Annotated in this window: 9 protein-coding genes; 4 read left to right on the top strand and 5 right to left on the bottom strand. The window is 63.2% G+C overall.

What is annotated here, in order from left to right; genetic code table 11:
- Window positions 1–93: 93 nt before the first annotated feature.
- The 4 genes from BJ994_RS06005 to BJ994_RS05990 all read right to left on the bottom strand — a co-directional run bounded on the left by BJ994_RS06005 (window position 94) and on the right by BJ994_RS05990 (window position 5366).
- Window positions 94–1332 (bottom strand): RNA polymerase sigma factor, encoded by a 1239-nt coding sequence (locus BJ994_RS06005; RefSeq protein ID WP_167992481.1) that lies wholly within the window; start codon window positions 1330–1332, stop codon window positions 94–96.
- A 307-nt stretch (window positions 1333–1639) separates the two neighbouring features.
- Entirely contained in the window at window positions 1640–2860 is a 1221-nt protein-coding gene (locus BJ994_RS06000) for a DUF4192 domain-containing protein (protein WP_167992480.1), read from the bottom strand.
- 48 nt (window positions 2861–2908) lie between these two features.
- Window positions 2909–4318 (bottom strand): MFS transporter, encoded by a 1410-nt coding sequence (locus tag BJ994_RS05995; protein ID WP_167992479.1) that lies wholly within the window; start codon window positions 4316–4318, stop codon window positions 2909–2911.
- Complete coding sequence (locus tag BJ994_RS05990) at window positions 4290–5366, bottom strand: proteasome assembly chaperone family protein (RefSeq protein ID WP_167995883.1); 1077 nt, start codon at window positions 5364–5366, stop codon at window positions 4290–4292. Before BJ994_RS05990 ends, BJ994_RS05995 begins: the two co-directional genes overlap by 29 nt.
- A gap of 230 nt (window positions 5367–5596) precedes the next feature.
- Between BJ994_RS05990 and BJ994_RS05985 the strand changes: the two genes are divergently transcribed.
- The 4 genes from BJ994_RS05985 to BJ994_RS05970 all read left to right on the top strand — a co-directional run bounded on the left by BJ994_RS05985 (window position 5597) and on the right by BJ994_RS05970 (window position 11269).
- A complete protein-coding gene (locus BJ994_RS05985; protein WP_167992478.1) occupies window positions 5597–7147 on the top strand; it encodes a leucyl aminopeptidase in 1551 nt (516 codons plus the stop codon).
- 176 nt (window positions 7148–7323) lie between these two features.
- Window positions 7324–8706 carry a dihydrolipoyl dehydrogenase gene (lpdA, locus tag BJ994_RS05980; RefSeq protein ID WP_167992477.1) on the top strand — a complete coding sequence of 461 codons (1383 nt, stop codon included), beginning with the start codon at window positions 7324–7326 and terminating at the stop codon, window positions 8704–8706.
- Window positions 8707–8847: 141 nt separating this feature from the next.
- The gene (gene sucB, locus BJ994_RS05975) at window positions 8848–10656 is read left to right on the top strand and encodes a 2-oxoglutarate dehydrogenase, E2 component, dihydrolipoamide succinyltransferase (RefSeq protein WP_167992475.1); all 1809 of its coding nucleotides are present in this window, start codon (window positions 8848–8850) and stop codon (window positions 10654–10656) included.
- A 181-nt stretch (window positions 10657–10837) separates the two neighbouring features.
- Window positions 10838–11269 carry an OsmC family protein gene (locus BJ994_RS05970; RefSeq protein ID WP_167992474.1) on the top strand — a complete coding sequence of 144 codons (432 nt, stop codon included), beginning with the start codon at window positions 10838–10840 and terminating at the stop codon, window positions 11267–11269.
- Window positions 11270–11357: 88 nt separating this feature from the next.
- Here the strand turns inward: BJ994_RS05970 and BJ994_RS05965 are convergent, their stop codons facing one another.
- The gene (locus BJ994_RS05965) at window positions 11358–14762 is read right to left on the bottom strand and encodes a S41 family peptidase (RefSeq protein ID WP_167992473.1); all 3405 of its coding nucleotides are present in this window, start codon (window positions 14760–14762) and stop codon (window positions 11358–11360) included.
- Between the last annotated feature and the right edge of the window lie 26 nt (window positions 14763–14788).

Raw genomic sequence — 14788 nt, 5'->3', positions numbered from 1 at the left:
GTCGGCGGCCAGCCACAAAAAGAACCCCTTTCCACACTGGCGGAAAGGGGTTCTTTTTCGTCTGCTCCTCGCCTGCTGGGGGCAGGCGAGAGATTAGTCGAGGTAGTCGCGCAGTACCTGCGAACGGGATGGGTGGCGGAGCTTTGACATTGTCTTTGACTCTATCTGGCGGATGCGTTCACGCGTCACGCCGTACACCTTCCCGATTTCGTCCAATGTTTTCGGCTGCCCATCGGTCAGGCCGAAGCGCATGGCTACCACGCCTGCCTCACGCTCGGACAGTGTGTCCAGAACCGAGTGCAGTTGCTCCTGAAGGAGGGTGAAGCTGACGGCATCCGCGGGCACAACAGCCTCGGAGTCCTCGATGAGGTCGCCGAATTCCGAGTCGCCGTCCTCGCCGAGCGGCGTGTGCAATGAAATCGGCTCACGTCCGTACTTCTGCACCTCAACCACTTTTTCAGGGGTCATATCCAGCTCAAGCGCGAGCTCTTCCGGCGTGGGCTCCCGCCCGAGGTCCTGCAGCATCTGCCGCTGGACCCGCGCGAGCTTGTTGATGACCTCAACCATGTGCACAGGGATGCGGATGGTACGAGCCTGGTCTGCCATTGCGCGGGTGATGGCCTGCCGAATCCACCACGTGGCGTAGGTGGAGAACTTGAAGCCCTTGGTGTAGTCGAATTTCTCGACCGCGCGAATCAGGCCGAGGTTGCCTTCCTGGATCAAATCGAGGAAGAGCATCCCGCGACCGGTGTAGCGCTTGGCAAGGGATACAACGAGCCGAAGGTTTGCTTCGAGCAGGTGGTTCTTGGCCCGCTTTCCGTCGTGAATAACCCATTCGAGCTCACGGCGCAGCTTGGGGTCGATGTTCGCGTTAGCCGCGAGTTTCTCCTCGGCGAAGAGACCTGCCTCGATGCGCAAAGCGAGGTCGACTTCCTGCTCGGCGTTAAGCAGGGCCACCTTTCCGATCTGCTTCAGGTAGTCCTTGACCGGGTCTGCGGTAGCTCCCGCTGAGACGACCTGCTGCGCAGGAGCATCGTCATCGTCCGCGTCAGAGTAGACGAAACCGCTTCCGGTGCTTGCCTCAGCAACCTCGGCGGTGTCCGACTCGGCGGTGTCCACGTCTGCTGCTGTGGGGTCGACCTCTTGATCCGTGGCTTCCTCGTCAGGGACTGCCGCGGCACCGTTCGTGTCGACGCTGCCTTCATTTGCCGTGCGCTTGGTGCCGCGTGCGGACCCGGCCTTTGAGGCCGTCTTCGTTGCAGCAGACTTGCGCTTGGTTGCAGTTGTACCGGGTTCTGTTAACACCGGTGCTGTTGTCTTCTTGGCCGACACAGAGAACCTTTCATACGGCGGTGTGTGGCGCCACCAAGGGGGCAACACCACTATGACCCTGTCAAGTCCGTGCCTGAACTCAGGCGGATCAGCGGAAACTGTACGTCAAGACAACAGCTCCGCTGAGTGCGCTATTCCCTGGTGGATGCGTTGTAGTCAACTACTTCAGCTTCCACCGGTTGCGGCACTCCAACCTGAAACACGAACCCAACCGGGTCTGGGTTCCATTGTCGCACGCTTTGGGAACGGTGCGTAATTCTCCAATACCTCCCCACGCTAAGCTACGGGCCCCGCACTTCCTCCTGCCTCAGGCAACTCTTCGCGGCTCTGAGGTCCAGGAAGTGTCGCGGGACCGGGCCCAGGGAGCGAGGCTTCCGGATCCAACGAGTTGTAGGAGGAGCTCCGCCAGGGTGTAGGCGGGCGTCTCATCCAACGCCTCCTGCAGGAAGCGGTGTGCCCGCGAGCCCCTGCCTCTGGCCCACTCGAGCCATCCAAGGATACTCAGGAGCGCCGCACGCGATTCCCCCTCCGCGATGGCCGAAAACCCCAGGAAGATGGAATAGGCGGCGTCCAGTCGCTGCCAGTCCGGAAACTCGGACGTTGCCAGGAAGACCTCGCTGAAGAGTGATCCGCCCGGCTCGGATGCCAATGGTTCTGCTGGACTCCGCGTTGCCAGGTGCTCTGCGATGAGCCGCGCGCATTCTGCAGGAAGCGCAATCCGGGGCATCCCGGCCGGCAGGATCCCGGCCTGGTCCGCGGCGTCTGATGCTGCATCCAGACCCGCACCGGCGAGTACTATCACGCCGTCCCTTACGGACCCGCGGGTAAGGCCGGCAAGCAGGAAGGCGATCACCTCTGGTTCAGCCTCGAGCGCACCTCCATCCAGCACCCGGGCAATGAGGCTGTCCCACAGCACCAGGGAATCGTGCCCCACGCTTGTCCGCTCCCAGTTCCCTACCCACTGTGCAAGGTATTGGCAGGTCAGGCGGTGTACATCCTCCTGACGTTCAGATCCCAGCAAACCCACCGCTGCTTCCAACGAGTCCGCGTAACTGCTGCCCTGGAAGACCAGTTCCGTGTTGAGGACGCTTTCGGTGATGGCAGCAAGGGGGTGGCCTGGCCACGGACAGCAAGCTGCGTCATCGCAGAAATAATCCCGCCAGGAACTGCTACTGATCAGCCAGCCATCGAGGAGCGTAAGCCCCGCCGCGTCCAGGACCAGATCGAGGCAGTGTACAAGTGCCGCGAACGGCGGCGCTTCCGGCTCTGCCCACTCCTGCTCCGTATAGAGGACCATAAGCACACCGTCCGCGGCGGAATCGGCCTCAAGGTACTCCCGTACTCCCTGTGCGTAATCCAACGGGTCAGTCGAGTCCTTCGGGAGGTCCAACCGCAGGGTCGCCCCCACCCGTTTACCCGCCATGGTGATGAACACAAGGCTTTCGCGGGGTTGGAAACCGAGAACGTGCGGAACGTAGCTCAGGATATCTGCGGGAGTGCTGACGGAAATGGGTGCGTTCGAAGTCATGGATAAGACTTTGGCGCCAATTCCACTTCGCCGGCTGCGCCGGCCGCGCTATGTGTGTAAGTCGCCCGAATCTTTCGATTGTGGAGGGGCAGTGCCTATCCGGCGGACTTGGCGCCGTCGTCGTAATTCGCGGGCAAGCGCCTCACGCAAGGGCGGCACGACGATTGATTGCCGGGCCAATTGCGCCCTCACGCGCCGGCGGAGTACAAGAATCGCAACGGTGCCTCCGATCAGTATCAGGAACTGCACGGAGAAAGCGATCCGGAATGAGTCGAGCGCGTACAAATCTCCGTTGGAGAAGCCGCTGGCAAGCAGCAGATCCAGGATCAGCCCAACTGCGAACATGGTGATCAGCGCTGCGGTGAAGCCGCCGATATTGACGATTCCCGTTGCGGTCCCAAGGCGGGAGGCAGGATTGAAGGTACGGGCAAAATCAAATCCGATCATTGAGCCGGGCCCGCCCACCGCAAGCGTCACCACGAGCAGGACCAACAGCCAGAGAGGGGCCCGTCCAGGGTAGGTCAGGACCACCAACCACGCGAGCGCAGTTGCGGCAGTGATGGCTAGGACCATCGTGGAGCGGCGCAGCGGGTGACGTGCCACGTAAACGCCCAGCAATGGACCGCAGACCATGCCTACCACAACGAAAAGCGTCATCAGCACCGAAGCGGTGGCGGCCGGGAGCGCCTGCGCGCTCACCAGATACGGATAACCCCAGATCAGCACGAATACCGTGCCCGAGAACTGCGTGGTGAAGTGGCACCATAGGCCCAGCCGTGTGCCGGGCTGCTTCCAGGCGTCCGCCAGGGATACACCTGTCTGCCGGAGGGATACACGGCCGCGCTGAGCCGCACCAGACGGTTCGTCCCGGATCATCGAGAGGCCCAGCACGGCCGCAAACACACCCAGCCCCGCGGCAGATAGGAACGCCGTGCTCCAGCCCGCGTACTGCAGGACCGCAAGGAACGGAACAACGCTGAGGATCTGCCCGAACTGTCCAAGGATCCCTGTCAGCTGTGTCAACAGCGGGATACGTCGCGAATCGAACCATGCCGGAAGCAGCCTCAGCACCGCGACGAACGTCATGGCATCGCCCCCTCCGACCAGCAGGCGGCCGACGATTCCCGCAGGTACTGACTCCGCGAAAGCCAGCTGCGTCTGGCCCAGCGCCATCAGCGCTGCCCCGCTGACGATCATCATCCGCGATCCGAACCGGTCCACGAGAACCCCCACCGGGATTTGCATGCCCGCATACACGACCAGCTGGGCAACTGTGAAGATCGCGAGTGCCGAGGCCGTTGCATTGAATCGCTCGGTAGCCTCGATGCCGGCTACACCGAATGACGTGCGCTGGGTTACAGCAATCAGGTACGCCAGCACCCCGGCCGCCCATACCACCCAGGCGCGTCGGTCCGTGGTGCGGGATTCTTCAGTTGCCAGGCTTGGAACTCCCGCCATCTCCCCGGTCTACGGAACCGTCATCTGCATTATCAGCTTCCTCACCGGAGACCGTGGAGTCGTCCTCCGGCTCATCGAGCGAGGCTTCCAGCGTCTCGGCGAGCTCATCCGCCGCACGGGGACCGGCCAAATAGGCTTCGACGGCGGATCCTATCTCCTCAGCGCTCGCCAATTCCATGTTCTGCTTTACGAGCAACGAACGCCCGGAACCCTCAGACCGCTCGTCGTAGCGCTTCTCCAGGGACGAAACAACGCCCTGGACCTCAAGCGAATTATCCACCTGGCGGGCGATCTGACGCTCGACATCCCGCCCTGCTTCCCGCAGCCTGTCCGTCGGAAGTACGCGACCGATCGAGGCGCCCAGGTACTCCAGTGCAGTGACGGCAGCAGGCGGATACTCAGCTTCGGAGAGATAGTGCGGTACGTGAACCACGTACCCGACGACGTCTGTGCCGGTCTGCGCGAGCCGCAATTCGAGCAGGTGGCCAATGGACGCCTGCAGTTCCGCCGTCGGCTTCCATGCCGATCCCATGCCTTCGATGAGATCCCTGCGGTTGCCGTGCACGGTTACACCCAGCGGACGGGTGTGCGGGACGGGCATGGGCAGTGAGTGGATCCACGCGACCAGCGGTACCTCGAGCCGCTCAACGAGCTGCATAACGGCAGCGCTGAAGCGCTCCCACTGCAGATCCGGTTCCAGTCCGCTCAGGAGCAGGAACCGTTCCCCTAACCCGTCCTCGAGGACCTGCAGTTCGAGGCTCGGCGGCCGGTAGTCAGTCAGGTGGTCCTGCTCGAAGGTAATGCGAGGACGACGGCTGCGGTAGTCAATCAGTTGGTCGGTGTCGAAGACCGCCAGGAGGTCATGGTTCAACGAGTCCAGCAATTCGGAGCGAACCTGCGCCACCACGTGTCCGGCGTCGACGAAACCCGTGAATCCCGCAACGAGCGGCAGTCCACGAACGGAGGAATCGTCAATGTACGAATCGTTCACGTTGTAAAGGCTTCGTGGCTCCAACAATGCTTCCTCCTCAGCTGGGCTCCCGGCCATTCGGCCGACCGGATGGTGCATTCGCAGATCCGCAGGGCTCGCACTTACACCGTAAGTCATGCGGATCATTTTCTTCTGCCTGCATAACGTCGGGCGAAGGCCCGGGCATTCCCGTCAGAACCCCCGGTAGGACGCATGTCACATGGGACGGCTACGATCGGTAGCAGTTGATTACCGCGCAACCTGCGGTATCGAGCACACACCCAGAACTGGAAGCGAGGAAAACCTTCGTGAGCAACACCAGCGAAATCCAACTGACCGCAGTCTCCAAAGACATCAAGAAGGCCGGATGCGAGGTCCTTGTGATCGGCACCGGTCAGACCCCCGACGGTCCGGTTCTGCTTGATAATCCGTTGTCTGCCAAGTCAGCGCGCGCCCTGAGCGACAGCCTTCCCTCCCTTGGCGTCACCGGTGCGGCAGATGAAGCGAAACGCTTTCCAGGCATGCCGGAAATCGGCGCGGACGTTTTGGTGCTCACGGGCACTGGCCGGGTCACGCCCGGCAGTCCCCTCTCCGAGGAAACGCTGCGGCGTGCCGCCGGTTCGGCTGTGCGCCAGCTCAGCGGAGTGGAAAGCATCGCAGTCGCGCTCCCCGCAGCTACGGTGGCTGAAGTAGCCGCCGTTGCGGAAGGTGTGCTGCTGGGCAGTTACAGCTACACCGAGCACTTCTCAGCCGTCGGCGGCAAAGCCCCGCGGCCGTCGGCGAAGACGCTGTCCCGCGTCACTATCCTCAGCCCGGCCGCAAACGACGGCGGGCTCAAGGGTGCACTCGAGCGCGCCAAGGCAATTGGACAGGGCGTCAACGCAACCCGCACCCTTGTGAACCAGCCACCGAGCCACCTTTATCCCGAGTCCTTTGCGCAGTTCGCGCGGGACTACGTCAAGGGACTTCCGGTCAAGGTGACCGTGCTGGATGAAAAGAAACTCGAAAAGGACGGCTACGGCGGGATCCTGGGCGTCGGCAAGGGTTCTTCGCGTCCGCCCCGCCTCGTGAAGCTTGAATACTCCCCCGCCAAGTCCAAGATCAACCTCGCCCTGGTCGGAAAGGGAATCACTTTCGATTCCGGCGGCCTCTCGCTGAAGCCCGGCGCAGGGATGCAGACCATGAAGCTGGATATGGCGGGTGCCGCCGTCGTACTCGCCGCAGTGAACGCCGTCGCCCAGCTCGGCCTGCCGGTCAGCGTGACCGGCTGGCTCTGCCTCGCCGAGAACATGCCCTCCGGAACCGCGCAACGCCCATCGGATGTGCTCACCATCTTTGGCGGCCGCACGGTCGAAGTGCTCAACACCGATGCTGAGGGGCGCCTGGTCATGGCCGATGCACTCGCCGCCGCCAGCCGCGAGTTCCCCGACGCTATCCTCGACATCGCGACCCTGACCGGTGCGCAGATGGTCGCGCTCGGGAAGCGGGTCTCCGGTGTGATGGGCGACGACGGCGTCCGCGATGCCGTGAAGGCGGCTGCGGACCGCGCCGGTGAACAGTTCTGGGCCATGCCGCTTCCCGAAGAATTGCGTCCAAGTCTCGATTCAACGGTCGCCGACATAGCAAACATCGGAGAGAAGTTCGGCGGCATGATGACCGCAGCCGTTTTCCTCCGGGAGTTCGTGGGTGAAGCGAACGGCGAGAAGATCCCGTGGGCACACCTGGACATCGCCGGACCGGCATTCAACGAAGGCGGCTCCTACGGTTACACCCCGAAGGGTGCCACTGGCGTCGGGCTGCGCACCATCCTCGCCTATGTTGAGGACGTCGTTGAGCGGGCAACGAAGAACCCTTCCTGAATCACTTCGAGCCTATTGGTGAGACTGGACACATAGGGGTGTGGTTAAGCCTTCATCAAGTGGCTGATGGTGTGATCTGGAGATAGGGTGAACCCAGATCACACGAAAGCATTCCGCCAAACATCAATTGACGCGCGAACCTAAGTGCGTCACAGATTACGCGAGGGAGCGTCCAAGTGGCCGAAACGGCAACTGCGCAAGAATTCGACATCCTGGTACTGGGCGGAGGCAGCGGAGGCTATGCAGCCGCTCTCCGTGCCGTCCAGCTGGGCTTCACTGTCGGACTCATCGAAAAGGGCAAACTGGGAGGCACCTGCCTGCACAACGGCTGCATTCCCACCAAGGCCCTCCTGCACTCGGCAGAGGTAGCCGACAGCGCCCGGTCCGCCGAGAAATACGGCATCAAGGCCACCTTTGAATCCATTGACATGCCGGCAGTGAACGCCTACAAGGACGGCATTGTCGCCGGCAAGTTCAAGGGCCTTCAGGGACTCATCAAGTCCAAGGGAATCACCGTCATCGAGGGCGCGGGCAAGCTGACCGGCAAGAACACCGTTGAAGTGGACGGCACCACGTACACCGGCAAGAACATCGTGCTGGCGACCGGTTCCTACTCCCGCTCGCTCCCCGGCCTGGAGATCGGCGGTAAGGTCATCACCTCCGATCAGGCCCTCACCATGGACACCATTCCATCGAGCGCAATCGTGCTCGGGGGCGGCGTGATCGGCTGCGAGTTCGCTTCGGTCTGGAAATCGTTCGGCGTCGACGTCACGATCATTGAAGGCCTGCCTTCGCTCGTCCCCAACGAGGATGCCTCGATCGTCAAGAACCTGGAGCGCGCTTTCAAGAAGCGCGGCATCAAGTTCAACACCGGCACCTTCTTCGACAAGGTTGAACAGAACGACGACGGCGTCAAGGTCACCCTCGTCGACGGCAAGACCTTCGAAGCAGACCTCCTGCTCGTCGCGGTAGGCCGTGGCCCCGTTACTGACGGCCTGGGCTATGAGGATGCCGGAGTCACCCTTGACCGTGGATTCGTCATCACGAACGAGCGCCTGCACACGGGTGTCGGAAACATCTACGCAGTCGGCGACATCGTGCCGGGCCTTCAGCTCGCACACCGCGGCTACCAGCAGGGCATCTTCGTCGCTGAAGAGATCGCAGGGCTCAAGCCGGTCATCGTCGAAGACGTCAATATTCCGAAGGTCACTTACTGCGAGCCTGAAATCGCATCGGTCGGCCTCACCGAGAAGGCCGCAAAGGAAAAGCTGGGGGATGACAGGGTCGAAACCCAGGAGTACAACCTGGCTGGCAACGGCAAGAGCTCCATTCTCGGCACCGGTGGCATCGTGAAGCTGGTCCGTGAGAAGGACGGGCCGGTGGTCGGCGTTCACATGATCGGCACCCGAATGGGCGAACAAATTGGCGAAGCACAACTGATCGTGAACTGGGAGGCCTACCCGGAGGACGTGGCTCAACTGGTCCACGCGCACCCCACCCAGAACGAGTCGCTCGGCGAGGCCCACCTCGCCCTGGCAGGCAAGCCCCTGCACGGCTAATAGAGCACTCCCGGAACCGCGGCTCTGCACCATCCGGTCGCACAAGGCTCCAACCAAAGCATCACTGGCAACCTCACACCGACGCCGCTGGTCCTCAATACCGGCGGCCGGAGGTAGAACGAACAAGGAGAAACGGACAACATGTCTGAATCCGTGAACTTACCGGCCCTGGGCGAGAGCGTCACTGAGGGTACCGTCACCCGTTGGCTCAAGCAGGTCGGCGACCGCGTCGAAGTGGATGAGCCGCTGCTCGAAGTCTCGACCGACAAGGTAGACACCGAGATCCCGTCCCCGGTTGCCGGCGTGATCGAGGAGATCCTTGTTGCCGAGGACGAGACCGCAGAGGTAGGTGCTCCCCTGGTACGGATCGGTGATGGTGCCGGCGGCTCGGACGATTCGGGCTCCGAGGGTGACGAGTCGGCAGATTCCGGGTCGGAGGATCCTGCACAGGATTCAGACAACGGTGAGGCGGAGACAGCGGCTCCAGAGAGCAGCGAGGAGCCCGAAGCAACCCCGGCACCGGAGTCTGACAGCGGTAGCGGTCAGGGCGGTGGAGACGGCACCGAGGTCACACTCCCTGCACTCGGTGAGAGCGTGACTGAGGGTACGGTGACACGCTGGCTCAAGGCTGTCGGCGACGAAGTCGAGGTCGACGAGCCGCTGCTCGAGGTATCGACCGACAAGGTAGACACCGAGATTCCCTCGCCCGTTGCCGGTACTCTGCAGGAGATCCGGGTCAATGAGGACGAGACGGCTGAGGTCGGCTCGGTGCTCGCGGTGATCGGCTCCGGCAGCGCCGCCCCTGCGCAGGCTGAGCCTAAGGAAGCCGAGCCCGTTGCCGCCGCTCCATCGGGCGACCGTGAAGAGCCAGCTGCCGAACCCGCCCAGGGCGGCGAAGCCGAACCCCAGCCTGCCGAGCCGGCAGCTGAAGAAAAAGCTCCGCCTGCGCCCGCCAAGGACCAGCCTGCTCCCGCTCCCTCCCCCGATGAAGAAAGTGAAGCAGCCTCGGGCTCCGATTCGGTCTATGTCACCCCACTGGTGCGCAAGCTCGCGAACCAGCACGGCGTTGATCTGGCTGGGCTCAAGGGTACCGGCGTCGGCGGACGCATCCGCAAGCAGGACGTCCTCGAGGCAGCCGAAGCAGCCAAATCAACCGCATCGGAAGCGGCTGCTCCCCAGTCCGCCGGAACGGCACCTACAGCCCCGGCAGCACCCGCGCCGTCGAAGCTGCGCGGCACTGTCGAGAAGGCACCTCGCATCCGACAGACCATCGCCCGGCGTATGCGCGAGTCACTGGAAGCATCAGCCCAGCTCACGCAGGTGATCGAGGTCGACATGACCAGGGTTGCCCGCCTGCGTTCGAAGGCCAAGGAAACCTTCCAGTCGCAAAACGGCGCCAAGCTCACGTTCCTCCCATTCATTGCGAAGACCGTCACGGAGGCGCTGAAGCAGCACCCCAAGCTGAACGCTTCGTTCGATGAGGAAGCCAAGGAAGTCACATACCACGACGCCGAGCACCTGGCGATTGCGGTGGACACCGAGAAGGGACTTCTCGTCCCGGTCATCAGCGACGCCGGAAATCTCAACCTTGCGGGTCTCGCCAAGAAGATCGCGGACGTGGGTGCCCGCACCCGCAGCGGTCAGATTGGGCCGGATGAACTTTCCGGCGGAACGTTCACCATCACCAACATCGGGTCGGTCGGCGCCCTGTTCGACACCCCGATCATCAACCAGCCGCAGGTGGGCATCCTCGGCACCGGCGCGATCGTCAAGCGCCCCGTCGTGGTTACGGACGCAGATGGGGAAGACACCATCGCCATCCGGTCAATGATGTACCTCTGCCTGACCTACGATCACCGCCTGGTCGATGGCGCGGATGCCGGCCGGTTCCTGCAGACTCTCAAGGCCCGGTTGGAAGACGGGGCGTTTGAAGCGGACCTCGGTCTTTAGACTCGAGTCTTCAGTCTGTAGGTTGTAGTTGCCGACAGTTGCAGGAAAGGCAGTATCCAGGGCGCCCTGGATACTGCCTTTCGCCATACGCCACCAACCACACAGTCTTCCTCCTCTCCGGACGAGGAAAAAGCCCGGCAAACGCCTGGCTGCAGGATTCAACCAGTGAACAGGAGAACTCATGGCTACCGTACGCTCAGCACACACAGTCTGGACAGGCGATCTGCCCTCAGGTTCGGGTCAGGTATCACTCGACACCTCGGGACTCGGAACCTACGACGTTACGTGGAAGGCACGCGCCGAAGAAGCCGGAGGAAAGACCAGCCCGGAGGAGCTGATCGCCGCCGCCCATTCAGCCTGCTTTTCAATGGCGTTCAGCCATGCGCTGGGCGGCGAAGGCAAGACGCCTGACCGGGTCGAGACAAACGCCGAAGTGGATTTCGAAGCCGGTGTCGGCATCACTGCGATTCGTTTGACCCTGAAGGCGTCCGTTCCCGGCCTGAGCGAGGAGGATTTCCAGCGCATCGCTGAGGATGCGAAGACGGGTTGCCCCGTCTCCCAGGCACTCGCTGGAGTAAAGGACATTTCGCTGGACGCGACCCTCGAGTCCTGATCGCTCGCCACTTTAAGCGAATCGCCCCGGACACCGCTTTTGGTGTCCGGGGCGATTTACTTGCTTCAGCGCTGAATAATCAGAGCAATCAGTTGCGCGGCGGCAGCGGCTCGGGCGCGAGGCGCGGGTAATTCTGCCGAACCGGGGGAACGTCCGTAGGCAACTCGGCAATCATCTCCCGAAGAATTCCAACTCCATGCTCAAGCTGCGGGTCGTCCTGAGCTGCGTAGGCATGCGGTGGGAACGGCACTTCAATGTCCGGCTCAACGCCGTAGTTCTCGACACCCCATTCCACGTCGCCTGTCATCCAGAACGCGTAGCGGGGCTGCGTCACTCCCGTCCCGTCGGCAAGGTTGAAGCGTCCGTCGATACCGACGACGCCGCCCCACGTCCGGGTGCCGATCACCGGTCCGATACCGCGCAGTTTCGATACCTGCGTGATGATGTCCCCGTCTGATCCCGCGAATTCGTCAGTCAGGATCACAACAGGGCCACGCGGCGCGTGCGCCGGATAGGTGCCCGGCTGCTCCCCCCGAGGCAGTGACCAGGCCGTCACCTTCCTGCCGATGAGTTCGGCGACCAACTGGGAAGTGTGTCCTCCACGGTTCCGTCGCACGTCGATGATGAGGCCATCACGCTCGGTTTCACGGTCCAGGTCCCTGTGCAACTGCGCCCACCCCTTGGCAACCATGTCGGGAATGTGGAGATATCCGAACCGGTTCTCTGACGCCTCATGGACGATTGCGCGGTTGGCACTGACCCAGTTCTGGTACCGCAGGCGCTCCTCGCTGCGCAGTGGGATCACCGCCACGCGCCGTACGGCCGGCTCGCCGCCGTCGCCGTCGAGCCGGGCGATCGTCAGCTCGACGGTGCGGCCGCCCGCTCCAGTCAGAAGTACGGACGGGCCCAGCTCAGGAGGTACCGGGATCCCGTCCACGGCCTGAATGAGATCGCCGGGCCGCACACCCACTCCCGGTGCGCTCAAGGGAGACGTAGCCTGTGGGTCTGACGACTCGCCGGCGAAGATCCGGTCCACCCGCCATCCGCGGTCCGCGCGGCTCAGCTCCGCACCGAGGAACCCCTGCGCACCGGCGCCGGGCTCGGAGGCGGGTGCGGGCGTGACGTAGGCATGGGAGGTACCCAACTCGCCGTGCAGCTCCCAGAGGACATCCACGAGGTCATCATGCGAACCAATCCGGTCCAGGACGGGCCGATAGCGATCGCGCACGGCTGTCCAGTCGAGTCCGCCCATATCCTCTGCCCAGAAGAAGTCCCGCTGCAGGCGCCAGGCATCCTCGAACGCCTGCCGCCAAACACTTGGCGGGTCGAGCAAAACCCGGATCCGGTTCAGTTCCACGGCTATCCGTTCCGGCGAATCGGCCTCGACCGAGCCTGACGTCGGGATAGCAGTCAACGCTCCATCCCGGATGACGACGGCGCGCTTACCATCGCCGCTGATCTCGAACGAGTCCGTTTCCTGCAGAAGAGTTGTGACCTCGCGCTTCGCCATATCGAAACGCTCAAGCCGCTTCGCAGGCTCCTTTGCGTCCGTCGTAGCGCGGCCGTCACCTGTGATGCCGGCAGTTTCGGCAGCAAGCCACAGGAGCGCATTCTCGACTGCACGCAGCCCTTCATAGGAGCCCTGCGGCACCGGAACCGAAATGATCCGTTCGGCCAGGCGCTCCGGGTCCACTTGCACGGACGGTTTCGCGTCGTCGTCGTCAGTGACCTCCACAGGCAGGTCGTGCACAGCGGGCCCGAATGGCGACGCCGTGTGATCCGACAGCGCGACGAGGAAGGGCTTGGTCGAAGCAGGGAAACTGAGGTCGAACCGGTGTGTGTCGTAAACCGGGTCGAAGCTGCGGTCCGAGAGGAACGCGATGAAGCGGCAGTCCGGTGTGAAGGATGGCGCGTGATCCCGGAAACGCCCGTCCGTCAGGTCCAGGATGTCGGCATCCCGGGCGATGCGCGCCAGCCTTATGCGTGTGCGTGCACCTTCCCCGGTGACCGGCTCAGCCCAGACCAGCCAGGCAGAATCCGGCGAAAACGCGAGGTCATCCACTGCGCCATGGGGCGTGGTTGAGAGCGTGAAAGTGCCTTGTTGGCCCACCTCATGAATGAGGATCTCCCCCATCTCGCCTGCCAGCGCCACATACCGGCCGTCCGGACTCACCGCGAGGTTGCTGGCACGAAACCTCCCTTCGAACGGGACTCGGGTCGCCGAAGGGCTAACGGCACTGTCCTGGGCATCGAGGACGGCCTCGTCCGGCCCGGCGTCGTCGTTCTGGCTCGGGTCCTCACCTTCCGCAGCGTCAGCGGGCAATGCCGCCGGAACCGGAGCCGGGAGGCCGGAACCGGCGCTGGGCGCTTCCCGCCGGGCCGCAGACGGCTGTACGGGCAAGTCAGTGTCGAAGATGTTGCGGATATAGAGGGACTCCTCACCCTCGTGATCGGCGATATACGCGACACGGTTATGTCCGAGCGGTCTGCCGAGCCGGGAGCGCACGCCCGAGGTGGCATCCACCACTCGCGATGGTCCGTCACGGTGCGTCAGCAGATGCAGCGTGCCGTGCGCTTCGATGATGCTTGCGCGTCCGTCCTCGACCGGGACCGCCGCTGCCAGATGCCGGGAGACATCGAGTGCTTGCGGCCTGCGGCCGACCGACGCTGAACCGAGGGTGATGTCCAGTTCCTTCGGGTCTGCATCGAGGCTATCGAGCAACCACAGGGCGCCTGCCGATTCGAAGACAACCCGGTTGCCGTCGGTCGCGGCATGACGGACGTAGAACTCTTCATGGTCTGTGTGGCGCCGCAGGTCCTCGCCGTTCAGCGTGACGGAGTAAAGATTGCCGTACCCTTCATGGTCAGAGAGGAAAGCGAGCCGGCTCCCCACCCACATCGGGTCCGTGAGGTTGCCGTCCAGATCCGGGAGGAACCGTGTGAAGTCGCCCGATCCATCCGGGTCTATCCAGAGCTTGCCCGCTGTACCGCCCCGGTAGCGTTTCCACCAGGCCTGTTCACGGGTCATGACGCTCGCGATCACCACAGGGCGCTCATCTCCGACTTCCTCGCCGTAGACGATCGCTTCAGCTGGACCGTAGGGGATAACCTCCTGGGCTGAACCGTCCAGCGGCACCCGATAGGCCCACGCATGGCGGGGATCCTCATGGCGGAAGGCACTGGTTGCAAGGACCTGCCCGTCGGCGGTGAACCCTTTCACCCTGGTGCTTTGATGGCCCCAGTAAGTGAGCCGCCGGAAATTACCACCGCCGGAGTCGGCTGCAACGACCTCGGGTGCCGAGCCCTGCACAACAGTCCAGGCGATCACCGAGCCGTCGGGTGAGAATCGCGGGTTCCGAACGGGCTGCTGAAGTGCCGAGATCCGCCATGCCCTCCCTCCCGTGAGCGGGGCGACCCAGACGTCATTTTCAGCCGCGAAGGTGATGAGGTCGCCGGACAGGTGTGGATAGCGCAGGTAGTGAGAAGAACCCATTGTCCGATCATAGCCACACCGAATAC

This window comes from Arthrobacter pigmenti, from assembly GCF_011927905.1.
GTDB classification, from domain to species: domain Bacteria; phylum Actinomycetota; class Actinomycetes; order Actinomycetales; family Micrococcaceae; genus Arthrobacter_D; species Arthrobacter_D pigmenti.
The sequence above is the reverse complement of the archived record's forward strand: the minus strand, read 5'-3'. Positions and strand labels throughout refer to the sequence as shown.